Annotated in this window: 21 protein-coding genes; 15 read left to right on the forward strand and 6 right to left on the reverse strand. The window is 66.8% G+C overall.

The window, feature by feature from the left end; genetic code table 11:
* Positions 1–104: 104 nt before the first annotated feature.
* The gene (locus SPDO_RS12760; RefSeq protein ID WP_158212196.1) at positions 105–1,448 is read right to left on the reverse strand and encodes a hypothetical protein; all 1,344 of its coding nucleotides are present in this window, start codon (positions 1,446–1,448) and stop codon (positions 105–107) included.
* Between SPDO_RS12760 and SPDO_RS12765 the strand changes: the two genes are divergently transcribed.
* Positions 1,377–4,769, forward strand: coding sequence for a glycosyltransferase family 2 protein (locus SPDO_RS12765; RefSeq protein WP_158212197.1), 3,393 nt, complete (start codon positions 1,377–1,379; stop codon positions 4,767–4,769). The two genes, SPDO_RS12760 and SPDO_RS12765, sit on opposite strands and share 72 nt — an antisense overlap.
* 41 nt (positions 4,770–4,810) lie before the next feature.
* Here SPDO_RS12765 and dnaA read toward each other — a convergent pair whose 3' ends face one another.
* A complete protein-coding gene (gene dnaA / locus SPDO_RS12770) occupies positions 4,811–6,187 on the reverse strand; it encodes a chromosomal replication initiator protein DnaA (protein WP_245829485.1) in 1,377 nt (458 codons plus the stop codon).
* Positions 6,188–6,654: 467 nt separating this feature from the next.
* Positions 6,655–7,632, reverse strand: coding sequence for an MDR/zinc-dependent alcohol dehydrogenase-like family protein (locus SPDO_RS12775; RefSeq protein ID WP_342746676.1), 978 nt, complete (start codon positions 7,630–7,632; stop codon positions 6,655–6,657).
* Positions 7,633–7,706: 74 nt separating this feature from the next.
* Between SPDO_RS12775 and SPDO_RS12780 the strand changes: the two genes are divergently transcribed.
* Positions 7,707–8,225, forward strand: coding sequence for a DUF1003 domain-containing protein (locus SPDO_RS12780; protein WP_088367902.1), 519 nt, complete (start codon positions 7,707–7,709; stop codon positions 8,223–8,225).
* 7 nt (positions 8,226–8,232) lie between these two features.
* Here the strand turns inward: SPDO_RS12780 and SPDO_RS12785 are convergent, their stop codons facing one another.
* On the reverse strand, positions 8,233–8,823 hold the full coding sequence (locus SPDO_RS12785; protein ID WP_088367903.1) for a histidine phosphatase family protein: 591 nt from the start codon (positions 8,821–8,823) through the stop codon (positions 8,233–8,235).
* A 206-nt stretch (positions 8,824–9,029) separates the two neighbouring features.
* Between SPDO_RS12785 and SPDO_RS12790 the strand changes: the two genes are divergently transcribed.
* From SPDO_RS12790 to SPDO_RS16965, 7 genes are read left to right on the forward strand one after another with little or no spacing between them, the layout of a single operon-like run.
* Positions 9,030–10,148 (forward strand): NAD-dependent epimerase/dehydratase family protein, encoded by a 1,119-nt coding sequence (locus SPDO_RS12790; RefSeq protein ID WP_088367904.1) that lies wholly within the window; start codon positions 9,030–9,032, stop codon positions 10,146–10,148.
* Positions 10,145–11,212: an SDR family NAD(P)-dependent oxidoreductase gene (locus tag SPDO_RS12795; RefSeq protein WP_088367905.1), complete on the forward strand. Its 1,068-nt coding sequence runs from the start codon at positions 10,145–10,147 to the stop codon at positions 11,210–11,212. Before SPDO_RS12790 ends, SPDO_RS12795 begins: the two co-directional genes overlap by 4 nt.
* Positions 11,212–12,315 (forward strand): glycosyltransferase family 4 protein, encoded by a 1,104-nt coding sequence (locus SPDO_RS12800; RefSeq protein ID WP_088367906.1) that lies wholly within the window; start codon positions 11,212–11,214, stop codon positions 12,313–12,315. Before SPDO_RS12795 ends, SPDO_RS12800 begins: the two co-directional genes overlap by 1 nt.
* Positions 12,312–13,424 (forward strand): CgeB family protein, encoded by a 1,113-nt coding sequence (locus SPDO_RS12805; RefSeq protein ID WP_088367907.1) that lies wholly within the window; start codon positions 12,312–12,314, stop codon positions 13,422–13,424. The genes SPDO_RS12800 and SPDO_RS12805 overlap by 4 nt, the downstream gene beginning before the upstream one ends.
* A complete protein-coding gene (locus tag SPDO_RS12810) occupies positions 13,421–14,509 on the forward strand; it encodes a CgeB family protein (protein WP_088367908.1) in 1,089 nt (362 codons plus the stop codon). Before SPDO_RS12805 ends, SPDO_RS12810 begins: the two co-directional genes overlap by 4 nt.
* The gene (locus tag SPDO_RS17320) at positions 14,506–16,590 is read left to right on the forward strand and encodes a bifunctional glycosyltransferase/UDP-glucuronate decarboxylase (RefSeq protein WP_342746677.1); all 2,085 of its coding nucleotides are present in this window, start codon (positions 14,506–14,508) and stop codon (positions 16,588–16,590) included. The genes SPDO_RS12810 and SPDO_RS17320 overlap by 4 nt, the downstream gene beginning before the upstream one ends.
* Before the next feature lie 12 nt (positions 16,591–16,602).
* The gene (locus tag SPDO_RS16965) at positions 16,603–16,770 is read left to right on the forward strand and encodes a hypothetical protein (RefSeq protein WP_169716264.1); all 168 of its coding nucleotides are present in this window, start codon (positions 16,603–16,605) and stop codon (positions 16,768–16,770) included.
* Positions 16,771–16,852: 82 nt separating this feature from the next.
* Here the strand turns inward: SPDO_RS16965 and SPDO_RS12825 are convergent, their stop codons facing one another.
* Entirely contained in the window at positions 16,853–17,932 is a 1,080-nt protein-coding gene (locus SPDO_RS12825) for an alkene reductase (protein WP_088367909.1), read from the reverse strand.
* 63 nt (positions 17,933–17,995) lie between these two features.
* On the opposite strand from SPDO_RS12825, the gene SPDO_RS12830 reads away from it, so the two are divergent.
* The 6 genes from SPDO_RS12830 (at position 17,996) to SPDO_RS12855 (ending at position 24,158) form a co-directional block, all read left to right on the forward strand.
* Positions 17,996–18,910 (forward strand): DMT family transporter, encoded by a 915-nt coding sequence (locus tag SPDO_RS12830; RefSeq protein ID WP_088367910.1) that lies wholly within the window; start codon positions 17,996–17,998, stop codon positions 18,908–18,910.
* Between the two features lie 83 nt (positions 18,911–18,993).
* Positions 18,994–19,653: a COQ9 family protein gene (locus SPDO_RS12835; RefSeq protein WP_088367911.1), complete on the forward strand. Its 660-nt coding sequence runs from the start codon at positions 18,994–18,996 to the stop codon at positions 19,651–19,653.
* A gap of 80 nt (positions 19,654–19,733) precedes the next feature.
* A complete protein-coding gene (locus SPDO_RS12840; protein ID WP_088367912.1) occupies positions 19,734–19,991 on the forward strand; it encodes a FeoA family protein in 258 nt (85 codons plus the stop codon).
* 1 nt (position 19,992) lies between these two features.
* The gene (feoB, locus tag SPDO_RS12845; RefSeq protein WP_088367913.1) at positions 19,993–21,849 is read left to right on the forward strand and encodes a ferrous iron transporter B; all 1,857 of its coding nucleotides are present in this window, start codon (positions 19,993–19,995) and stop codon (positions 21,847–21,849) included.
* A gap of 9 nt (positions 21,850–21,858) precedes the next feature.
* Positions 21,859–22,404, forward strand: a complete 546-nt coding sequence (gene ssb / locus SPDO_RS12850) for a single-stranded DNA-binding protein (protein WP_088367914.1) — start codon at positions 21,859–21,861, stop codon at positions 22,402–22,404.
* Between the two features lie 197 nt (positions 22,405–22,601).
* Positions 22,602–24,158, forward strand: a complete 1,557-nt coding sequence (locus tag SPDO_RS12855) for a sensor histidine kinase (RefSeq protein ID WP_088367915.1) — start codon at positions 22,602–22,604, stop codon at positions 24,156–24,158.
* Here the strand turns inward: SPDO_RS12855 and SPDO_RS12860 are convergent.
* Complete coding sequence (locus SPDO_RS12860; RefSeq protein ID WP_088367916.1) at positions 24,133–24,528, reverse strand: response regulator; 396 nt, start codon at positions 24,526–24,528, stop codon at positions 24,133–24,135. The two genes, SPDO_RS12855 and SPDO_RS12860, sit on opposite strands and share 26 nt — an antisense overlap.
* Between the last annotated feature and the right edge of the window lies 1 nt (position 24,529).

The raw sequence follows: 24,529 nt of genomic DNA on the forward strand, positions 1-24,529 counted from the left end.
TTCGAAACGTCAACCCGGCACTGGCCGACACCCATCGTTTGCTGGCCGAAACGTAGCCGGAAACGGGCCGCGCCCACGCCACGCGCGGCCAAACGGATCCGCCTTTACCCCGCCCGTTCCTGCACCAGTGCGGCAATGATCGTCATGATCGCGCGAAACTTCTCGTCGACTAGCTGATCGCTGGAAAGATACCGGTACTTTTCATGATCGACCACCGGAAACAACCGCGGGCGCCCCTTGAAATACTTGCGACAGACCGCCTCGTTCACCGGCCGGTAGTATTCGATAACCTTGTCGCGCTGCTTGCGCGACAGCAGCGAAACCTTCTTTCCATCAACCAAATTGTTTCCAGTCAGCTCGTTGAGCGCGCCGTAGAATCTGTTGTCATGCACATCGCTGAATATCTTTCGATTACCCGACACCATCATGGTTATCGCGTCAGTTACGGAAGGATTGGATTCGCCCTGCTTATAGTCGAACGCGTCGATATGTTCGGCCAGCCCGAGCGCATCGATGAAGTCGTGCAACAGGTCCCCATCGACAAAGCTATTGCGATCGAACACCCGCGCCACGATCGCATCGGCCCCGGCCCTTTGCTCCCATTCGGCCAGTACTTTGTTCCAATGCCCGAATTGCTTCAACGCCATGATCAGCCAGGCGTAAAAGTCTGTTTCGATCTTGGACGCCCATTGCTGCCACGCCGAAGTTAGCAGTTCGTCCTGCCGCCGCAGGTACATCACGATACGCAGGTCGTACTGCGCCGACAGCCCCTCGATGATCGCGCTATTGCCCAGATTCGACAGGTTTTCCGCCGACAACAGCACCGCCCGCGCGGCGTCGCCCGACTGGGCGAACACCGCGTCCATCCGCGCCCGAAACCCCGCCGCATCCCGCGCCTTGGCCAGCGCCTCCAGCGCGAACACATGCTCCCCCGAGACATTCTCACCTGTGCCAAGCGAGATATCGGGCACCACATAGCCGAGGCTGTTCAACAGCGGCCGATTTCGGCGGATGAACGACTGGATCGACGACGAGCCCGCCTTCGACGCGCCGATATGCAGGATGATTGTTTTGCGCATGAGGTGGCGTCGCGGCTCCCTGGAGCAGAGGCTGCGCACCATGCGCGAGCGGAGCACACACGAATAGCGCCGGTTGTCAGGGCTTTGCAATTCAAACGGCTGCCCCGCGAATGAGGCGGCAGGGCGGTGACGATGGACGCGCGCGCACCAAGGCCGTAGCACGCAATCGATCGCGACAGATGCGGCAACGGTGGAGCGAAGGGCAGCGGAATGGACGGGCCGATCATCGTGCCGCGCAATCAGGAGCGGGTCATCGACCTCCCCCTGCCACCGCCATTGCGTGCTCGGCTTGCGTCCATGACGCAGCGTTCCACGCTGCTGATCGCTTACGTAACCGAGAGCGGCGAGCAGATCACCGCAGCGACCCATGACTTCGATCCGCGCAAGGGACCGCTCGATCGGCTGCGCAAGCGACTTGCCGCGCCGCCTGGGGTGTCCTTCCTGCGGCTGACCCTACAAGACGAGCCAGAGGGGCAAGCCATTGACTTGCCGGCTGCTTCTCCTGACCTCGCCGATTTTGCCCGCGGGACCATCGCGGTAAGCGATCTTCCAGAGCGGGTCGCCCCCGGCGAGACGACACAGCTCCGGCTGACCATCCGCAACGACTCCGCATATCGCTGGCAAGCGGGGCCGACGGGCGTGGCAGTCCGGGTCGATCTCGCCGGCGAGGTGTTGGTGACACCTTTACCTGCAGCTATCGAGCCCGGCAGCGAGGCCACGATTGCCATCGCCCTGCCGGTGCCCGAAACGCCGGGCGACTGCCAGTTGCTATGCTCGCTGGTCCTCGCCCCCACGCTGCCCTTTGCACGGGGGCGAGCCTTCAAGCCTGCGCGAGCCCGCCTGCGCGTCGCGACCGACGACCGCGATCTTGAACGATCATCCGATCCGCACTGCCGGATCAGCATCGTGCCGCCACCCACGCCCTATCTGCCGGGCGAGCCGATCGTCCTTCAGGTGCAGGTCACCAATCTCGGCGCAATCCGCATCGAGGCCGCAGATCCGGGCGGCATCCGCCTGCGCGCCCGCTGGCGTCGTCTTCCGCGCACCGAGGGGCCGATCCGCGATCCCGTCACCGTTCTGCTCCCCTATCCGCTGGAGCCGGCCACGACCTGCACCATCGCGCTCGACGCCACTGTGCCGGGTGCGCCGGGTGACTATCATGTCGATGTCATCGCGGAGCGGATCGGCGCCGGTGCACGACTGACGGAAGAGCAATGTGACAGTCCGCCAGCGACCGTGACGGTAGCCGATCCGCTAACGCTGGAAAAAGCCGCCGAGCGCGCGATGCGCCAATCTGCAACGCATGCCGACACGCACGCCGCGCGCGTCGCCTACCAGGATTGGGTGAAGCATTGCGACACCTTCATCGACGCAGCCGATTGCGCCTCGGCAACAGGGCTGGCGTCGTGGCCCGCTCACCCCAGCATCGACGTCATCCTGCCGCACGACATCCCGCAAGCCATCGCGGACCAAGCACGCGTCTGGCTGCGCGGGCAGGCCTACCATGCGTGGCAGCTGCGACTCTCCGGCAAGCCCGTCACCGACGCTGCCGACATCGTGCTCCACTGGGACCCGCGCGCCGGGCAACTCGCCCAGCATGCGCTCGTCTTCCTGGCAGGTGCGTTCGTCCATGATCCTGGATGCGCCCTGGTATATGCCGATCACGACCAGCACGATGAGAACGGGCGGCATAGCCGCGTGTTCCTGCCGGCACCCGACCCGTTTTTCGCGCGCGCCCAGCCGCAGGTCGCGACGATCGCCGCGGCGCGGACAAGCGCGTTGCTGGCCGCAGGGATCTCGCCCGATGATCCCGCGGGCGCAGGACAGTTGCTCCTCAGCCTGCCGGTAAGCGCGATCACCCACGTGCCGCAGGTGCTGTTCCACGCCGTAGCCTCGCCACCGGGCGTTTCCAGCCCTCGAATCATTGATGATGGCACGTGGCGCTGCATGAAGATGCACGACGCCCCCGGCTATGCCGTTCACGCGATCGCGCCCGCTCCCTTGCCGCGCGTCACCCTGGTTGTCCCCACCCGCGATCGGCTGGACCTGCTGGCCGCGTGCATCGGGTCGATCCTGGGGCGGACCGACTATCCCAACTTCGATATTGTCGTGATCGACAACGGCTCGGAAGAGCCGGAAACTGCAGCCTACCTCCGCTGGCTGGAAGTGGAGGGCATCGCGCGCATCATGCGCGATGACGGCCCATTCAATTGGTCGCGCCTGAACAATCGTGCTGCCGCGCTCACCGACGGCGAACTGCTGTGTTTCATGAACAACGACACCGAAGTCACGTCGGAGCGCTGGCTACGTGAACTCGTCGCGCTAGCCTGCCAGCCTGAAGTGGGTGTCGCCGGGCCGACCTTGTGGTTCCCCAATGGTACCATGCAGCATGTCGGCGTGGTCTTCTCCGCTCGCGGCAGTCCGCTACATCCGTTTCGCGCCGCACCGCGCGGCACGGCACCCTTTTACCTGCGCTCGCTGCGCACGCAGCCCGCCGTGACGGGTGCCTGCCTGGTGGTGCGCCGGGCTGTGTTCGAGTCGGTCGGCGGCTTTGCCGAATGTTTCCCGCTGGGCTTCAACGACGTCGATTTCTGCATGCGGGTGAAGGAGGCGCTTGACCTCCCGTCCGTCTGCACGCCCGCCGCCGAGCTGCTTCACAAGGAAAGCGCCTCCCGCGGGCGGCTGCGGAGCGATAGCGATCACGCCCGCTTCCTCCACGATCTCGCCTTGTTCGAGGGCCGGCACCTTGAGGCCGCACTGGCCGATCGGTGGGCCAGCACCGTGGCTCATGATGCGCGGCGCAGCGCCCCGCTAACGATGGTCACCCGCACAGCACCGGGCGCGCGTGCGGCTGCCCGTCGCTATCGCCGCATGGCCGCACCGCGCATCACCTTTATCCATATCCCAAAAACCGCCGGCACGGCGATCCGCCGGGTGCTGGAGCGTACGCTGCCCGACCGCGCAGTGCTCAGCATCGGGGCGCGTGCCGTCGTGGAGGGTCACCAGGGCGATCCCGGCACGATTTCGCGCCTCGCGCCGATGCTGCGCCAGGCGGAGATCCTGATTTCGCACGTCGGCCACGGTTTCGGCAAAGCGGTCGGTTGGCCCTGCCGCTACGCCACCGTCTTGCGAGCGCCGCGTGAGCGGGTCCGCTCGCATGCAGGCTTCCTTATCGCACCACCCAACGCACCGTTGCGCGACACGCCGCTGGCCGATTGGTCGATCGCACGCCTGCTGCGCAAGGGGATCATTCCGGGCAACCTGATGCTCGCCAAGATTCTTGGTGCACCGCCCGAGCAGGTTGGCTGGTCCGCGATTGACGGCCGCTTTCCGCGCTATGCCGGGTTCGGCCTACCCGCCGCGCTCTGGCACGGCGACATGGGGGCGCTTGCCGCACTGCCCGATATCGCCCCTGACCGTGACGAAGCAAAGGTGCAGGCAGCCTTGGCGGTGATCGAGCGAGACTTCGTGTTCGTGGGCTTGCAGGAGCGGCTTGACGAGCATCTGCGGCTATTCGGCGGCATCATCGATGTGCCGGATATCGGCGCCGTGCCGCACATCAATACCGCGCGCGCCGCCGACCGCGTGTTGAGCGAGGAAGATCTCGCAGCGATCGACACGTATAACGCGCTCGACCAGCAGCTTTACGACGCCATCGCGGCGCGTCCCGGCGGACTGTTCATCAAGTAAGGGTGAAGTCTGCGATGGCTTCACAAGCCATCGCGCCTCGCTCAACCTTCCAATTCGCGCATCAGCGCGCGCACGGCGCCGTCGACCTCTCGATCGGTGTCGCGCAGCTCCTCGATCCGGCGCACCGCGTGGATCACCGTGGAATGGTCGCGACCGCCGAACTTGCGACCGATCTCGGGCAGCGATCGCGTCGTCAGCCGCTTGGCGAGATACATCGCGATCTGCCGTGGCCGTGCCACCGCCCGTGCCCGGCGCGCGGAAACCAGATCCACCGGCTTCAGGTCGAAATGCGTCGAAACCAGCTTCTGGATCTCGTCTATCGTCACCCGGCGCACGCTGCCGCGCAGCACGTCGCCCAGTGTCGCCACGGCGAAGTCCAGGTTGATCGTCTCACCGGTCAGCTGCGCATAGGCAACCACGCGATTGAGTGCACCTTCCAGCTCACGGATATTGCCGGTGATCCGCCCTGCGAGCAGGTCAAGCACGTCGGCCGGCACCTTGGTATCGGGCAGTTCGGCCGCTTTGCGGTCTAGGATGGTCCGGCGCAGGTCCAGCGAGGGCGCCTTGATGTCGGCGACCAGGCCGATCGCCATCCGCCCGATGATGCGCTGCTCGATGCCGTCGAGCGCCTGCGGGCAGCGATCCGCCGAGATCACCAGCCGCTTGCCTGCCGCCATGATCTCGTTGACCGTGTGGAAGAACTCTTCCTGCGTCGCATCCTTGCCGGCGATGAACTGAAGATCGTCGATCAGCAGCAGGTCGGCCGACCGCAACCGCGCCTTGAACGCGAAGGTGTCACGCGCCCGCAGCGCCGCCACGAAATCGAACATGAAGCGTTCGGCCGACATGGCGATCACGCGCGCGCCCGGCATCGCCGCCATGAAGGAGTGGCCGATGGCGTGCATCAGGTGCGTCTTGCCCTGGCCAGTGCCCGAATGGAGGAACAACGGGCTGAAGCGAACGGGGCCGGGCTCGGCCAGCGCCTTGGCGGCGTTGAACGCGACGCGGTTCGACGCATCCACCACGAAGCGGTCAAAGGTATAGCGCGGCTCCAGCGCAGGGCGCTCGATAGCGTCAGCGATCACCGGCTCCGCCGCGGTCTCCGCCGCAACCGGGGCGACAGCAGGCACGCTGGCCACTGGGGCGGCGAGAGCAGTCACGCCCCCCATGTCGCGCACCGCCGCGGTTTCGATTGCGACCGCGCGCACCGACGGCAGCACCGCCCGGAATTCGTGATACAGCCGGTCCGCATAATGGCTGCGCACCCAGTTGGTCATAAAGGCTGACGGCAGCGTCAGGCGAACACGGTCAGCGTCGCCGCTGTCCTCCAGCTGCATCGGCTTCAGCCATTGGTCGAACAACCGTGCACCGGCGGACTCGCGCAAATTGGTCCGCACCCGTGCCCATGCCCGTGCCACATCCCCTGATTCTTCTGGCACAACAAACTGTGACAACGGCACGCACACCTTTCCTGTGGCCGCGACACGAAGGTCGCAGCCTGAAATCAACAGAGCAAAACTGTCCCCCGATGTGGCCCCCGCCACGGTCGGCTACGACGATGGTTCGTTTGAGCGCCTCAGGCAGAAGGTGCCGTGGCGACTGAGGATGGTTTAGGAACAGGCTCGTGAGTCGATCAAGTCCGGTGCTTGCCACATTTCCGAAATATACCGCCTTGACTCGATCCGGCCCGCGGTAATCCGTCGAAAAACTGACAAGTTACTCTGATTGCTCGAAAAAACAGGAACGGGCCGAAACGCTTCCTTTTGCGAATCGCGGGCAATCCTAAGCTTTTTGGATGCCCTCGTTTTGTTCCACCCGCTTGCCCCGGACGAATGAAAACCATCCGTTCGGGGCTAAGCCATTGGCGAACAATGCAACGTGATATTTACCCCTCTTTGTCGCCCATCGTGACCAGCGCCTTCACGAATCCGCCCGGCTTGTCGCGCGTGGCGGCCAGCGCCTCGCCCAGCCGCTCCAGCGGGTAGCGCCCGGTGTACAGCCGGGTCGGATCCAGCCGCCCGCTCGCCACCAGGTCGATCGCTTCGCGAAGGCCGCGCATCTGCACCGCAGGGTCGCGCTCGTGCGCGTTGACCACGTCGATGCCCTTCCAGTTCCAGTTCTGCACGTTCACCTGGCGCGGGCCGTCCTGGTGATAGCCCGCGATCACCAGCCGCCCGCCGAAACCGATCAGCTCGCCGGCAAGATCGAGCGGCCATTGCTTGCCCACCGCCTCAATCACCCGTGGGCAGAAGCTGCCGCCGGTCAGCTGCCCGACCTCGCCGATGATCTTGTAATGGTCGATCATCGGGATCGTCACCTCGGCCCCATAATGCTTTGCGAGGTCGAGCGATTCGTCGCGGCGCGAGATCGCGATCACCCGCGCGCCTGCCTCGCTCGCCAGCCGCGTCAGGATCGCGCCCAGGAAGCCGATCCCGATGATCGCCACCCACTGCCCTGCCTCCACCTGCGCCCGGCGGAAGATGTTCACCGCGCAGGCGATGGGCTCGCCGGGAAACGGCTGCCCGGCAAGTTCTGGCGGTAGCGGCACGACCTTTTCCACCGGCGCCACGTCATAGCCCGCGAACGCGCGTTCGGAGAGCATCGCGACCCGCGTGCCGAGCGCCATCTCGACGCCCTGCCCCACCGCGTCCACCACACCCCATGCCTCATGCCCCAGCCCGCCCGGCGCGCCGGGCCAGCTCGACCAGGGCTGGCCTTCCCACGGCTCGACGTTGGACGCGCACACGCCGCACCCTTCCACCTTCACGCGCACCTCGCCTGGGGCGGGCTGCGGCACGGGCACCTCGTCGATCCTGATCTCGCTTGGCCCCTGGAGTACCGCCGCCTGCATGGTTCCCGTCACGTTGCCGCCTTTCGCTTCATTGATATTGTCTGGATTGCTGCACCCGCCGCCCCCGGCGGGGCGTTGCGCCTGCCATGTCGAACGACCCTTATATGGCCCGCACGCTGCGCGAGAACATCGACCGGCTGAAACAGCGCGCCGATCGCGCCGCGCGCGACGCGCCACTGGGCGATCGGCTGGCGGCGGCGATCACGCGCTTTGCCGGCTCCATGGCCTTTGTGGCGCTGCACGCCGTGCTGTTCGGCGGCTGGATCGTGTGGAATCTCGGCTGGATTCCCGGCCTCGAACCGTTCGACCCCAGCTTCGTGATGCTCGCCATGGAGGCATCGGTGGAGGCGATTTTCCTCTCCACCTTTGTCCTCATCTCGCAGAACCGCATGGCCGCCGCCGCCGACCGCCGCGGCGATCTGGACCTGCACATCTCGCTGCTGACCGAGCATGAGCTCACCCGCCTTGCCGGCATGATCGAGCGGATCGCGGATCGCGTGGGTGCCGGCAGCGATCCGGAGATCGAAGAGATCAAGCAGGATGTCTCGCCCGAACAGGTGCTCGATGCCCTGGAGGAACCCGGCCCCCCGCCCTCGCAGACCTGACGCCGCGTCACGCTGCGTGGACGTTCAGCGCCAGCAGCCGCCCGCCCCAGTCGCCCACCACCAGCGACGTGATCGACCCCGGATCGACGTCGAACGACAGCATGCGGTCGAGCGGCAGGCCAAGGTAATGCGCCACCACGCCGCGGATGATGTCCGAATGCGAGACGCACACGATCGCGCCCGTCCGGTCCGACCGGCCCAGCGCCTCGAGGTGCACAACCGCGCGCGCAACCGCATCGGTCATCCGCTCGCCGTTCGGCGCCTGCGCGCTGCTGCGTGACGCGTTCCAGTGGTCCCACACCGGGTCGCCGTCCAGATCGGCGATGACCCGGCCGGTCCAGTCGCCGAAGTCCACCTCGTTCAGCGCGTCCACCACCCCTGGTTCCTGCCCGAACGCCGCGCCGATCACCGCCGCGGTTTCGCGCGTGCGTCGCTGCGGACTGGTGTGTACCAAGGTGACGTCGCGCAGCCGTTCGGCGGCCCAGCGCGCCTGCGCCGCGCCGATCGGCGCCAGCGGATGGTCGCCGCCACGCCCGGTCAGCACCCGCCCGGCCTCGGCATGTGCGCCGTGCCGCACGAGATGGATAACTGCCGTCAACGACCCCCGCCTGATTCAGCTACGTTGAAGATGCCGCACGAACGGATCGCACGGGGTCGCGTTCCGAACAAACGTCTTAACTTGGATCAGGAACTCGTATCGTTGCCGAAATCACCGGGAACCAAGGGTAGATGAAGATGTTCCTGCTTGTGGGGTTGCCCGGCGTAAGCGGGCGGAAAACCAGAACAAACACGAAGCGGGGATTGATGACCGAACAAGTTCTGATCACGGGCGGCGCCGGATTCATCGGCCGCTTCGTCACCGACGAATTGCTCCGCCGCGGCAACCGCGTGCGTATCCTCGACAATCTCCTGCCGCAAGTGCACGGCGACAGTGGTCAGCGGCCCGCGAACCTATCGCCAGAGGCCGAACTGGTCGTCGCCGACGTGCGCGACGGCGCTGCGGTGGCCAAGGCGCTCGACGGCGTCGACAGCGTGGTCCACCTCGCCGCCGAAGTCGGCGTCGGCCAGTCGATGTACGAGGTCGAACGCTACACCTCGGTCAACGACGTCGGCACCGCGGTGCTATTCGAGAAGCTGATCGACAAGCCGGTGCGCCGCGTCGTCACCGCGTCGTCCATGAGCATCTATGGCGAGGGGCTGTACCGCGACGCGGACGGCAATCTGGTCGAGGACGCCGCACGCGGCATGATCCGCGACGGCATGCGCCAGTGGGACCCCACCGACGCGCAGGGCCGCCCGCTCACACCGGTCGCCACGCCCGAGACGAAGCGCCCGGCGCTGTCCTCGATCTACGCGCTCAACAAGTACGTGCAGGAGCGCACCACCCACATCATGGGCGCCCCCTACGGCATCGAAAGCGTCTGCCTGCGCCTGTTCAACGTCTACGGCCCCGGCCAGGCACTTTCCAACCCGTACACCGGCGTGCTCGCGATCTTCGCCTCGCGCCTTCTCAACAAGCAGCGCCCGATGGTGTTCGAGGACGGCGAGCAGCGCCGCGACTTCGTTCATGTCGGCGACGTGGCACGCGCCTTCGCCGATGCTCTAGTCCTACCCGAGGCGGTCGGCGGCACCTTCAACGTCGGCTCGGGCAACGACCGCTCGGTGACCGAAGTAGCCGAGGCGCTCGGCCGCGCGATGGGGCAGAACGACGCCTCGCCCGAGATCGTCGGCAAGGCCCGCGTCGGCGACATCCGCCACTGCTTCTGCGACACATCGCTCGCGGCCGAGCGGCTCGGCTTCCGCGCCACCGCCGATTTCGAGACGGAGCTTGCCGTTCTTGCCGACTGGGTGGCGCAGCAGACCGCCGACGATCGCGTCAGCCAGGCGCGCGCCGAACTCGAGAAGCGCGGCCTGGTCGCATGAGCGGCGATAAGCCCATCCTCGTCACCGGCGGCGCGGGCTTCATCGGCAGCAATCTCGCGCATCGCCTCGCCGGGGAGGGCCACCGCGTCATCGTCTATGACGCGCTGGTCCGCGAGGGCGTGAAGCGCAATCTCGACTGGCTGAAGGCGAACCACGGCGACAAGATCGACGTGCGCGTCGCCGACATCCGCGACGAAGCGGGGATGACCGCCGCGGTCCAGGAATCGCAGGCGGTGTTCCACATGGCGGCGCAGGTCGCCGTCACCACCAGCCTGGTCGACCCGCGCGCCGATTATGCGATCAACATCACCGGCACGCTGAACGTGCTGGAGGCCGCGCGTACCGCCGCCGAGCCGCCCGCGGTGATCTTCGCCTCCACCAACAAGGTCTATGGCGACCTGATCGACCTCGCGTTCGACGAAACGGAGAACGGCTATCAGCCGGTCGATCCGCTGGTGAACGCTTATGGGATCGGCGAGACGCGCCCGCTCGATTTCCACACGCCCTATGGCTGCTCCAAGGGCGCCGCGGACCAGTACGTCCTCGACTATGCGCGCAGCTATAACGTGCCCAGCGCCGTGCTGCGCATGAGCTGCATCTATGGCGAGCGTCAGATGGGCACCGAAGATCAGGGATGGGTCGCCCATTTCCTGATCCGCGCGCTCGAAGGCCGCACCATCGACATCTACGGCGACGGCCACCAGGTCCGCGACATCCTCGAGGTGAGCGACGCGGTCGACACCTATCTCGCGCTCTGGCGCCAGCTCGATCGCCATTCGGGCCGCGTCTTCAACCTGGGCGGCGGTCCCGACAATGCCGTCAGCCTGCGCAGCGTACTGGCCGAGATCGAGACGGTGGTCGGCCGCCCGATCGACCTGCGCTTCGGTGACTGGCGCGCGGGCGACCAGCGCTATTTCGTCGCCGACCGCCGCGCCGCCGAGGAAGCGCTCGGGCTCGCCAAGCCGGCCGACTGGCGCACCGGCCTGCGCCGCCTCGCCACCTGGCTGTCCGAGGAACGCAGCCTCCCGCTCGGCACCCAGCCCGCCATAAAGGTGGCGATTTGATGCGTGGAGCGCCGCAGCGCATCCTGATGACGGTTGATGCGGTGGGCGGGGTGTGGCGCTATTCGGTCGACCTCGCCGCCGCGCTGAGTGAAGCCGGGGTGTCGACCGTCCTCGCGCTGCTCGGGCCCGCCCCGTCCGACGCGCAGCGCGCGGAGGTTGCCGCGCTGCCGCGCGTGACTTTGGTGGAAACCGGTGAGCCGCTCGACTGGCTGACCGACGATGCGGTATCGGTGCAGCATGCGGCAGCGACGTTGGCGATGCTGGCGACGGCGCATCGCGCGGACCTCATCCACGTGAACCAGCCCGCGCTCGCCGCCACCCTGGCCGGCGACCTGCCGATGATCGTCGTCGCGCACGGCTGCATCGCTACCTGGTGGAACGCCGCGCGGCCGGGCACGCCGCTCGATCCCAAGTTCGAATGGCATCGCGCGCTCGCCGCACAGGGCCTGCGCCGCGCCACCCGCGTGGTCGCGCCCAGCGAAAGCTATGCGCACGCGGTCGCACGCACCTATGGCCTGCGCGACCTGCCCGTCGCGATCCACAATGGCCGCACCCCGACGCCGGTCGCCCCGGTGCGCCCGCGCCATATTGCCTTCACCGCCGGCCGGCTGTGGGACGAGGTGAAGCGCACGCCGCTGCTCGACGCCGCCGCCGCGCGCCTTGCCGCCCCGCTCTACGCCGCCGGCGCAACCCGCGCGCCGCATGGCGCCTCGGTGCCGGTCGAGCACCTTCACCTCCTCGGCGAACGTTCGCCTGCCGGCATGGCCGCGATGTTCGCGACCCAGCCAGTGTTCGTCTCCGCCGCCTCGTTCGAACCGTTCGGGCTTGCGGTGCTTGAGGCCGCGCAGGCCGGCTGCGCATTGGTCCTGTCGGACATCGACACCTTTCGCGAGCTGTGGAACGGCGCCGCGCTGTTCGTCGCCGGGGACGATCCCGCCGCCTGGGCCGATGCGATCGCGCACCTGCTCGCCGACGACCCGACCCGCGTGGCGCTTGGCGCCGCCGCGGCCGAACGCGGCGCGCATTTCACGCTCGCCGCCACCGCCACCGCCATGCTGTCGCTCTATGCCGACGCCGGCGCCGACCAGAGGGCTGCGGCATGAGAATCGTCTATTTCACCCACAGCCTCGCCTCCTGCTGGAACCACGGCAACGCGCATTTCCTGCGGGGCGTGCTGAGCGAGCTGGTCGCGCGCGGCCACGACGTCGTCGCCTATGAACCCGAAGGCGCGTGGAGCCTCGCCAACCTGCTCGCCGACCATGGCGATGAAGGGCTGGCGCTGTGGCGCGCGCGCTATCCCGAACTCACCTCGCGCACCTACGCCCCCGGCACGCCGGTCGAGGAACTGACCGACGGCGCCGACTTGGTGATCGTTCACGAATGGAACGACCACGATCTGGTCGCCGCCGTCGGCGATCTGCGCAAGCATGGCGCCGGCTTCACCCTCCTGTTCCACGACACGCACCACCGCGCAGTCAGCGAGCCGGAATCGATGAAGGCATACGACCTGTCCGGCTACGACGGCGTCCTCGCGTTCGGCGAGACGCTGAGCGAGATCTATCGCGGCTGGGGCTGGAACAACCGCGTCTGGACCTGGCACGAGGCCGCCGACCTGCGCCGCTTCCACCCGCCGGTCGAGGAGGGCGAGCGCCAGGGCCTCGTCTGGATCGGTAATTGGGGCGATGGCGAGCGGACGGAGGAGCTCGAACGCTTTCTCTTCGCACCCGCGCAGGATGCAGCGCTGCCGCTCGACATCTACGGCGTGCGCTATCCGGAAGAGGCGCTGGCGACGCTCGATCGCTACGGCGTGCGCTATCACGGCTGGGCGCCCAATGCCGCCGCGCCCGACATTTTCGCACGCCACCTCGCCACCGTGCACGTGCCGCGGCGCTATTATTCCACCATCCTGCCCGGCATCCCCACAATCCGCGTGTTCGAGGCGCTGGCCTGCGGCATCCCGCTCGTGTCCGCCCCCTGGGACGATGCGGAGGGGCTGTTCTCCCCGTGGCAGGACTATCTCGTCGCCCGCGACGGCGCGGAAATGACCCGCCACCTCACCGCCCTGCGCGACGATGCGGACCTGCGCCGCTCGCTTGCCGCGCACGGCCTCGCCACCATCAAGGCGCGCCACACCTGCGCGCATCGTGTCGACCAGCTGCTGGCCATCGTCGCCGGCCTGCGCACCGACACCGCAACGAAAGAAGCCGCATGAAGATCGCCTTCTACGGGTCGAGCCTGCTGTCCTCCTACTGGAACGGCGCCGCCACTTATTACCGCGGCATCTTGAAGGCGCTCGCCGCGCACGGTCACCAGATCATCTTCTACGAACCCGACGCCTTCGACCGTCAGCAGAACCGCGACATCGAACCGCCCGAATATGCCACTTCCGTCGTCTATCCGGCGACCGAAGAGGGCCTGCGTTCGGTCCTGGCTGAGGCGCACAAGGCGGATGTGGTGGTGAAGGCGAGCGGCGTCGGCGTGTTCGATGCCGAACTGATCGCCGGCATCGTCGAGCACGCCCGGCCCGACGCGCTCAAGATCTTCTGGGACGTCGACGCCGCCGCGACGCTGGACGAGATCCGCGCCGATCCCGCGCATCCGGTGCGCGATGCGCTGCCGCACCTCGACATGGTGCTGACCTATGGTGGCGGCCCGCCCGTTGTGGAGGCGTATGAGGCGCTCGGCGCCGCGCGCTGCATCCCCGTCTACAATGCGGTCGATCCCGATACGCACCACCCGGTCGCCCCCGACGATCGCTTCGCCTGCGACCTCGCGTTTCTCGGTAACCGCCTGCCCGACCGCGAGGCACGCGTGGAGCAGTTCTTCCTCGCCGCCGCCGCTGCGCTGCCGGAGCAAAGCTTCCTGATCGGCGGCAGCGGCTGGCACGACAAGAACATGCCCCCCAACGTCCGCCACCTTGGCCACGTCGGCACCGCGGACCACAACGCCTTCAACTGCACCCCGCGCGCCGTCCTGAACATCGCGCGCGATTCCATGGCGGCGGTCGGCTTCTCCCCCGCCACCCGCGTGTTCGAGGCCGCCGGAGCCGGCGCCTGCCTCATCACCGATTATTGGGAGGGGATCGAACAGTTCCTCGTCCCGGGTGAGGAAGTGCTGGTCGCGCACACCGGTCAGGATGTCGCGGACCTCCTGGCGGACCTCACCACCGACCGCGCCCGCGCGATCGGCGACGCCGCCCGCCGCCGCGTCCTGGCCGAACACACCTATAAGCTTCGCGCGAAGCAGGTGGACGAGCTGTTCCGCGCGCACGCCGATGCCACGCAGGTGGCCGCATGAAGCTTCTCGTCCTCGGCCTAAGCCTCGGCTCCTCCTGGGGCAACGGCCACGCCACCACCTGGCGCGCGCTCCTCTCGGGCTTCGCCGCGCGCGGCCACGAGATTCAATTCCTCGAGCGTACCGTTCCCTGGTACGCCGGCGACCGCCGCGATCTGGTCGATCCCGATTTCTGCCGACTCGATTATTATGCCGATCTCGCCGATCTCGAAAACTGGCGCGACGCCGTCGCCGAGGCGGATGCCGTCATCGTCGGCTCGTATGTGCCCGAGGGCGTCGCGGTCGCGAAGTTCGTGCAGGCGACCGCGAAGGGCGTCACCGGCTTCTACGACATCGACACCCCGGTCACCCTCGCGAAGCTCGACCGCGGCGATTACGAATATCTCTCGCCGGAGGTGATCCACGGCTTCGACCTGTACCTGTCCTTCACCGGCGGCCCCACGCTGGAGCGGATCGAGCAGCAATATGGCGCCAAAGCCGCCCGCGCGCTCTACTGCACCGTCGACGCCGATCGCTATCAGCCGCAGGACACGCCCAAGCGCTGGGCGCTCTCCTATCTCGGTACCTACAGCGACGATCGCCAGCCGACGCTGGAACGCCTGCTGATCGAGCCCGCGCGCCGTCGCCCCGATCTCCAGTTCGCGGTCGCTGGCCCGCAATACCCGGACACGATCGACTGGCCGGCGAACGTGACGCGCATCGATCACCTGCCGCCCGCCGATCACCCGGCGTTCTACAGCGAATCGCGCATGACGCTGAACGTCACCCGCGCCGACATGATCGCCGCCGGCTGGTCGCCCTCGGTCCGCCTGTTCGAGGCCGGCGCCTGTGGCACGCCTATCCTGTCCGACCGCTGGGACGGCATCGACGACCTGTTCGCGCCGGGCAGCGAGATCATGCTCGCCGACACGACCGAACAGGCGCTCGCCGCGCTCGACCGCGACGCCGCTGCGCTCGGCCAGGCGGCCCGCACGCGCGTCCTTGCCGGCCACACCGCGCAGCACCGCGCCGCGCAGCTCGAATCTTACCTCATCGAAGCCGCAAGGCCCCACCCCAGCCGGAGCAAGCCCCGCATGGACAACAACGACGCTCCCGTAACGCTGGTCGCCGGCGGGGCCGGCTTCATCGGCTCGCACCTCTGCCAGGCGCTGCTCGATCGTGGCGAGACGGTGCTGTGCCTCGACAATCTGCAGACCGCGCGCGCGACCAACCTCGATGATCTGATCGACCATCCGCGCTTCAGCTTCGTGAAGGCCGACGTCATCGACGCGCTGCCGGCCGAGGTTACCGATCTCACCAGCCGCATCACCCGCGTCTACAATCTCGCCTGCGCCGCCTCGCCGCCGCATTACCAGGCCGATCCCGAGCATACGATGCTCACCTGCGTGCTCGGCACGACGCACCTGCTGCGCCTCGCCGAACGGGCCGGCGCGCGCTTTCTGCTCACCTCCACCAGCGAAGTGTACGGCGATCCCGAAGTACACCCGCAGCGCGAGGATTATCGCGGCGCGGTCAGCTGCACCGGCCCGCGCGCCTGCTACGACGAGGGCAAGCGCGCCGCCGAGGCGATGGCGCTCGATTTCGCCCGGCTGAACCGTGCGGACGTGCGCATCGCGCGCATCTTCAACACTTACGGGCCCCGGATGCACCCCGACGACGGCCGCGTCGTGTCGAACCTCATCTGCCAGGCGCTCTCGGGCGACACGATGACGGTGTACGGCGACGGCAGCCAGACGCGCAGCTTCTGCTACGTCAGCGATCTGGTCGCCGGCTTGATCGGTTTGATGGACAGCGACACGGTCGGCGCGTCGCCGGTGAACCTCGGCAATCCCAACGAGCTGACCGTCGGCGATCTCGCCACCCGAATCGTGGAGATGACCGGCGCCAAATGCCTGGTCGATTATCAGCCGCTTCCCGTCGACGATCCCCGCCGCCGCAAGCCTGACATCACGCGCGCGCAGCAGGTGCTCGGCTGGGCGCCGCTGGTCCCGCTGGAAGATGGCCTTTCGCGCACGTGCACCTGGTTCGCCGAGGAGCTGCGCCAGATGGATCGAATGCCGCTCCTGTCGGTTGCCGCTGAATAAAGGAGAGCGGCCATGGTCAATGACGCGGACAAGAACGGCACCACCGATACTACGCGCTCGAACATCTCGACCGAGCATCAGAAGGAAGGTGACGCTCGCCGCCCGTCAGACACGCTGGACAAGGGGCAGCCGAACGAACAAGCTGTCGAACGCAAGACCTCGCTGACTCACAACGACTGAGCACTGACCGGCCCAGTCGCACGAAGCCCAATATGGTAGCCGAAGTCGCCGCCCCGCGCGTCAGCAGGGCGGCGCGCATGACTCAGGCCGCCACCTGCTTCTGATGCGGCGGATAGTCGGTGTAGCCCTCCGGACCCTTTGAATACCACGTCTTTGGATTGTCCTGCGACAGCGGCACACCGTCGCGAAGTCGCTCCATGAGGTCGGGATTGCCGATATACGGGCGACCAAAAGCGATGGCGTCGGCAACACCAGAATCAAGATCGGCTTGCGCCTTTTCCAGCGTGTAGTCCTGATTGAGCACCAGCGGCCGTGAGAAGACCTTGCGGATCTTGGGACTCAGCTTGGGCACGTCCGTCGCGCCATAGGTGCCGTCCGGCGACAGTTCGCGCAGCTCGAGGAAGGCGATGCCAAGCTCGTCCAGCAGCTTCGCGGCGGGCACGAACACCGCTTCGGGATTGCTGTCATCCGCGCCCTGCGTCTCACCGTTCGGCGACAGGCGGATCGAGGTCCGCTCGGCACCCGCCACCGCGATCACCGCTTCTACCGCTTCCTTCATGAAGCGGATGCGGTTCTCCGGCGAGCCGCCGTAATCGTCGTCGCGCAGGTTAGTCTTGTCGCGCAGGAACTGGTCGATCAGATAGCCATTCGCACCGTGCAGTTGCACCCCGTCGAACCCGGCTGCCAGCGCGTTGCGTGCCGCCTGCGCATATTGCTCCACCGCTTCCTTGATCTCGGCCACGGTGGCGGCGCGCGCCTCGCCATAAGGGTTCTTGTCGGGGTCGTGATAGCTAGCCCGCGTGGCGGAGGCCGAAAGCGGCTGAAGCTTGTTCACATCGGGCCGCGCCAGACGCCCCTGATGCCAAAGCTGCGCCATGATCTTGCCGCCCGCCTCGTGCACCGCCTCCGTCACCGGCTTCCACGCCTCGACCTGCGCATCGGTGTAGAGGCCCGGCGTAAACGGCCAGCCAAGCCCCTGCCGGCTGATGCCGGTCGCTTCCGATATGATCAGGCCGGCGCTCGCGCGCTGGCGATAATAATCGACCATCATTGCGGTCGGCACGTGATCGCCATCGGCGCGCATGCGGGTTAGCGGTGCCATGAACACGCGGTTGGCAGCGCGAATGGCCCCCAATTCAATCGGGTCGAACAGGCTTGGCATTTCAATCTCCCCTTCCGTTTATTTGTAACGGGACAGGCCCGAAATAGGCGGTTACGGGGCAGCATGCACGAGGCACCGCCCCCAAGAAAAGCTACGGCGCGCCCAAGCGGCGGCGTCCTGGCCTTTGCCGCCTTGCTTGGCGGCAACGTGGCGCTTGCCTTCGGGCCGGTGTTCGTCCGGTTGGCCGATGTGGGGCCGGTTGCTGCAGGCTTCTGGCGCATCGCGCTTGCCACGCCGCTATTGCTTGCCCTTGCCGCGATAACGGGCGGACGCCCTATCACCAGTGCGCGCGGGCTGGGCTGGGTGCTGGCGGCATCCGGGCTCCTGTTCGCCGGTGATCTCGCCAGCTGGCACGTCGGCATCCTCCATACGAAGCTCGCGAACGCGACCTTGTTCGGCAATGCCGCCAGCTTCGTTTTCCCGCTCTACGGCTTTCTCGTCGCGCGCGCCTGGCCGACTCGGCTGCAGGGGCTGGCGCTGGCGCTCGCAGCAGCCGGTGCCGCGCTGCTGATGGGGCGCTCCTATCAGCTCGACCCGCAAAACCTCGTCGGCGACCTGCTCTGCCTTCTCGCCGGCATCCTGTACGCCGGCTATTTCATCATGATGGCGCGCGCCCGCGCCCGCATGGCGCCGCTGCCCGCTCTCAGCCTCTCGTCCGCGGCTTCCATATTGCCGCTTCTGTTCGCCGCCGCGCTGCTCGGCGAGCGGATCTGGCCCGCACATTGGACGCCGCTGCTCGGCCTCGCCTTGTGCAGCCAGGTGATCGGCCAGGGATTGATGATCTACGCGCTGGGGCGCTTCACGCCGCTCCTCATCGGGCTGGCGCTGCTGACCCAGCCGGTGGTCGCCGCAACGGTCGGCTGGCTGGCCTATGGCGAGATGCTGGGCACCGCCGATCTCGTCGGCGCCGCGCTCGTCGCGGCGGCACTCGTGCTCGTGCGCATCGCGCCCGAACGCCGCGTGATTGCCCCCGCCTGACCGGGCCGCCCCGGCGCGCTGCATCGACGCAGGAAGGCCGCGCGTGGTGGCAATCCCATCCCGATCGCGCCTATATGAAAGGCATGACCGACACCGCAGACCTCACGCTCGACGAGATTCGCGTTCTTCTGGCGCCTGCCATCGCAGAGAATGCCGCCTTTGACGGCTGGAGTGCCGCCGCCCGCGACATGGCGGCGGACATGAACGGCGTCGACAAGGACGTCGCGGCGCTCGCCTTTCCCGGCGGAGCGGTCGACATGATCGATGCCTGGTTCGCCAGCGTGGACGCGGCGATGGTGGCGATGCTCCCGGACGACGCGCTTGCGGCCATGAAGATCCGCCAACGCATCACCGCCCTTGTCGAGGCGCGCCTCGACGCCACCGCACCGCACCGCGAGGCGCTGCGCCGGGCGCTTGCCATCCTCGCCTTGCCGCAGAACATCGCCACTGCCGCGCGGCTCGGCTGGCGGAGCGTGGACGCGATGTGGCGAGCGGCGGGCGATACCGCGACCGACTATAATCACTACACGAAGCGGGCGATGTTGTTCGCCGTCTATGGCTCCACCATCACCGTCTTCCTTGACGACGAAAGCGAGGGCCATGGCGACACCAGCGCCTTTCTCTCGCGCCGGATCGACGGCATCATGCGGATCGAAAAGGCGAAGGCAAACATCTCGCGCCGCAGTCTGCGCCGCCCCAGCCTGTCGCGCTTCGTCGGACGGCTGCGCTACCCCGTCATCTGACCAACAGGCGGGATCGCGTGCGAACCGATCGCTGGTGCGCGTCTGGAATTGATAATCGTTCGCAATGCCGTTACTAGGCAATTGTGCTTGCTCCCGCCCCTCTCCCGCTCGAATCGCTCCCGCTGCGTCGGCGCGCAACGATTGCGACCATCGCCTGGGAGCTGTTGGCCCCGCCCGAAGCGCGGCGGCTGCGAGAATTCGGCTTTGAGGAGGGGATGCACGTCGAACTGCTGCATCGCGCCACCTTGTTCCGCGGTCCCGTCGCCTGTCGCATCGGTCGTATGACGGTGGCGCTGCGGCGTAACGTCGCCGCCGCGATTACGGTCACGACGGACTGACATGAGCGTCCTCCCGCTGGTAGCGCTGGTCGGCAATCCGAATGCCGGCAAATCGGCCTTGTTCAACGCGCTCACCGGCGCGCGCCAAAAGGTCGGCAATTATCCCGGCGTCACCGTGGAGCGGCACTCCGGTCGCCTGGCGCTGGACGACGGTCGCCCGGTAGAGCTGGTCGATCTGCCCGGTACGTACAGCCTCGATCCCTCGTCGCCCGATGAGCAGGTGACGCGCGACGTTCTGTTCGGCCGCCAGCTTGGCGAGCGTCGACCCGATGCCCTCATCGTGGTGGTGGACGCCGCCAATCTCGATCTTCATCTCCGCTTCGCGCTTCAGTTGATCGCGCTCGGGCTGCCGGTGGTTGTCGCGCTCAACATGGTCGATCTGGCCGAGCGTGACGGCCTCACCCTTTCGGCCGAGGCGCTGTCGCGTGAACTGGGCGTGCCTGTGGTTCCGACGGTTGCCGTGCGCAAGCGCGGTCTGGCCGTGCTGCGCGCTGCCCTCACCACCGCCGTGGAGACAAGCGGCACAGCCACGCCGCGCGCCGAACCGCCGGTCGAGGCACCGCTCGGCCAGCTTCAGCGCCGCGCGCGCGAAATCTCCCATGCGGCGATCGTCACCGAAACGCCGTCCCGCCGCTGGAACAACGCACTCGATGCCGTCGCGCTCCATCCGTTGGCTGGCCCGATCCTGCTGGTCGCGCTGATGTTCGTGATGTTCCAGGCGGTCTTTAGCTGGTCGGAAGCGCCGATCGGCTGGATCGAGGGCGGCTTTGCCGCGCTCGACGAGGGCGTACGGGCCATGATGCCGGACACCCTGCTGCGCTCCATGATCACCGACGGCTTGATCGCCGGTGTCGGCGCCGTGCTCGTGTTCTTGCCGCAGATCCTGATCCTGTTTGCCTTCATCCTCGTGCTCGAAGCGTCGGGCTATATGGTCCGCGCCGCCTTTCTGATGGACCGGATGATGGCCGGCGTCGGCCTATCGGGCCGCGCCTTCATTCCTTTACTGTCCAGCTTCGCCTGTGCGGTGCCCGGCATCATGGCGACGCGCACGATCAGCGACGAAAAGGATCGCCTCACCACTATCCTCATCGCGCCGCTCATGACCTGTTCGGCGCGCCTCCCGGTGTACACCATCATCATCGGCGCCTTTATTCCTGATCGCGCTGTCGCGCCCGGTGTCGGCCTGCAAGGGTTGGTGCTGCTCGGCCTGTACCTTGCTGGCATCGTTGGCGCCTTTGTCGCGGCACTGGTGCTGCGGCAGACGGTGACCAAGGGCCATTCGTCCGGTTTCATGATGGAGATGCCGCGTTACCAGATGCCGCGGCTCGCCGACATTGCCATCGGCCTGTGGAGCCGCGCCTGGATCTTCGTGAAGCGTGCCGGCACGATCATCGCGCTCACCACCGTCATCCTTTGGGCATTGCTCAGCTTCCCGCGCGCGCCGGATGGGCAAAGCCAGGTCGATCATTCGATCGCCGGCCGGATCGCCAGCGGAATCGAGGTGGTCGTCAAGCCGATCGGCTTCAACCACGATATCGCGCTGGCGCTGCTCCCCGCCATGGCGGCGCGCGAGGTGGCCGTCTCGGCGATCGGCACCGTTTATGCCGTCGACGATGCCGAGGATGCCGCCGGTGCACGTACCATAGTGGAAAATCTTCAGCGCCGCTGGTCGCTGCCGACGGCGCTCGCCTTCCTCATGTGGTTCGTCTTCGCGCCGCAATGCATCTCCACCATTGCGGTTACCCGGCGCGAGACGAACGGGTGGAAATGGCCGCTGTTCATGGTTGGCTATCTGTTCGCCGCCGCTTACATCATGGCTGGAATCACATACTGGCTCGCGGTCGCCGCGGGCCTCTAAGGGGCCCCAATGGCAGGCAGCGTTAACAAGGTTATTCTCGTCGGCAATCTCGGGCGCGATCCCGAATCGCGCTCGTTCCAGAACGGCGGCAAGGTGGTGAACCTGCGCATCGCAACCAGCGAAAGCTGGAAGGATCGCAATTCGGGCGAGCGCAAGGAAAAGACCGAATGGCATTCGGTGGCGATCTTCAACGAAGGCTTGGCGAACGTGGCCGAGCGGTTCCTGCGTAAGGGGTCGAAGGTCTATATCGAGGGCCAGCTGCAGACCCGCAAATGGCAGGATCAGAACGGCCAGGATCGCTACTCGACCGAGGTCGTGCTGCAAGGCTTCAACAGCGTCCTGACCATGCTTGATGGCCCGGGTGGCGGCGCCGGCGCTGGCGGCGGCGTCCGCGATGGCGGTCGTGACGATTTCGGCGGCGGTGACGATTTCGGGGGCGGTGGCAGCTTCGGCGGCGGCAGCCGGGGTGGCAGCGGTGGTGGCAACAAGGGCGGCGGTTTCGGTCAGTCGCGTGGCGGCTTCGCCGATGATCTGGACGACGACGTTCCGTTCTAGGATCAGCGAAAATACTGCGCCCCGCCCCACAGCTGTGGGGTGCGGACCGCCTCCTGCGGTACAGCGCCGTTGTCAAAACTCGCCCATGAAATCGCAAGGGGGAAAGATTTGCGCAGTGAGTGGTTGATGCGAGGCTCCGGTTAACCTGGAGCAAGCCTAAGCCGCCCAACAACCAAGCCAGTTAGCGATCAAAGCCCATGTCTGCTCTTACGTCTCTTGCTCCTCCCGTTCTCGACGAGGGTGCGCGCGAGCAAGTAATGGCGCTGTACGATCTCGGCGGCGCGCGCGATGACGGCTTGCTGGAAGATCTCGTCACCTTCGCCGCCGAGCTGTGCAACGCACCCACCGCGTTGCTAAGCGTGGTGGAACCCGAAGAACAGGTATTCCTGGCGCGCACGGGTACCGATCTCGAAAGGACTCCGCGCTCACAGTCCTTCTGCGCTTACGCCATGCACGGTTCGCGCCCGATGGAGGTGCACGACGCGACGCAGGACCAACGCTTCGCCGACAATCCGCTTGTCGTCGGCGCGCCGCACATCCGCTTCTACGCGGGGGCGCCGCTCTCGACCCGCGAAGGCGTGCCGCTGGGTGCCATCTGCGTGCTGGACGACACGCCGCGCGATGGCCTGACGCCATTTCAGGCTCGCGGGCTGGAGATACTCGCCACTACTGCCATGGCACGGCTCGAATCCCGCCGCGTTGCGCGAGAACAGGGCGAGCAGCGCCGCAAAACGGCGCAAACGCGCGCGGCGCTGGCGGAAAGCGAGCTACGCTTTCGCACGTTGGCCGACACGATGCCCCAGATGGTCTGGTCGACGCTGCCGGACGGCTTCCATGATTATTACAACGCCCGCTGGTACGATTTTACCGGCGCGCCGGCTGGCACCACGGACGGCGAGGGTTGGAACAACATGTTCCACGCCGAGGATCAGGAACGTGCCTGGGACGTGTGGCGCCAAAGCCTCGCCACTGGTGACCCGTATCAGATCGAATATCGACTGCGTCATTTCGACGGCACCTATCGCTGGGTGCTCGGCCGCGCCCTCCCGATCCGCGACGGTGAGGGAAATATCACCCGCTGGTTCGGAACCTGCACGGACATTCACGAGCAGAAGCTGGCGCTCGAAGAACGCGAGGTCATCAGCCAGGAACTGTCGCACCGCATCAAGAACATATTCGCCGTTATCGGCGGTCTCATCCAGTTCGCCGCGCGCGCTCACCCCCCGCTGGCGCCTCTTGTGGCCGATCTGCGCGCACGCATTGCGGCGCTTGGCCGTGCGCATGATTTCGTGCGTCCGCACAGCCCCAGTTCACGTCCGTCGGCGCATCAGGACAGCCTGCGCGGGCTGATCGAGGAGCTGCTTGCCCCGTACCAGGCGCTTCCCGGCGAGCGCGTGACGGTTACCGGGGCGGATATCCATATCGATGATCGCGCCGCCACGCCGCTCGCCTTGCTGTTTCACGAGTTGGCCACCAACGCGAGCAAATATGGCGCGCTGTCCACGCCCGACGGTCACATCACCGTTCATATCGGTCGCGAGGCAGAGCAGTCGCACATCATCTGGCAGGAGAATGGTGGACCGCCGATCGATCCGGCTATCGCGCAGACGACCGGTTTCGGCAGTCAGCTAATCGAGCTTAGCGCAGTGCGGCAATTGGGTGGCGCGATCCGTCGCCACTGGCGTCCCGCAGGACTGGAACTTGCCCTCGACATCCCGACGGCGTCGTTCAGCCGGGCAAGCCGATCCGAATAACATCGTCGTCCACCGCGGCCTCTGCGTTCCCGGTGGCAAGCGCCGCGGCGGCGAGGATCGACCGGTCGTTGAACGGCTTGCGGACATAGCCTAGCGCATCCGTCGGCACCCCGATCTGAGCCGGATTGGCGGTCACGAACACCACTTTCACGCCATAATCGCGCGCGATCCGCTCGGCGATCTTTGGCCCGGTCGCGCCGTCGCGCAGGTTGATGTCGACGAAAGCGAACGAGCACCCCGGCGCGGCGGCGAGCGCCTGATCGCTGTCCGCGGCGATGGCCGCGACCTGATAGCCACCGTCCACCAGGATCCGCTCGAGATCGAGTGCGACGAAAATCTCGTCTTCAATGATGAGCGCGGTCTTTGTCATG

The organism is Sphingomonas dokdonensis, assembly GCF_002197685.1.
In the GTDB taxonomy this organism is placed as follows: domain Bacteria; phylum Pseudomonadota; class Alphaproteobacteria; order Sphingomonadales; family Sphingomonadaceae; genus Sphingomonas; species Sphingomonas dokdonensis.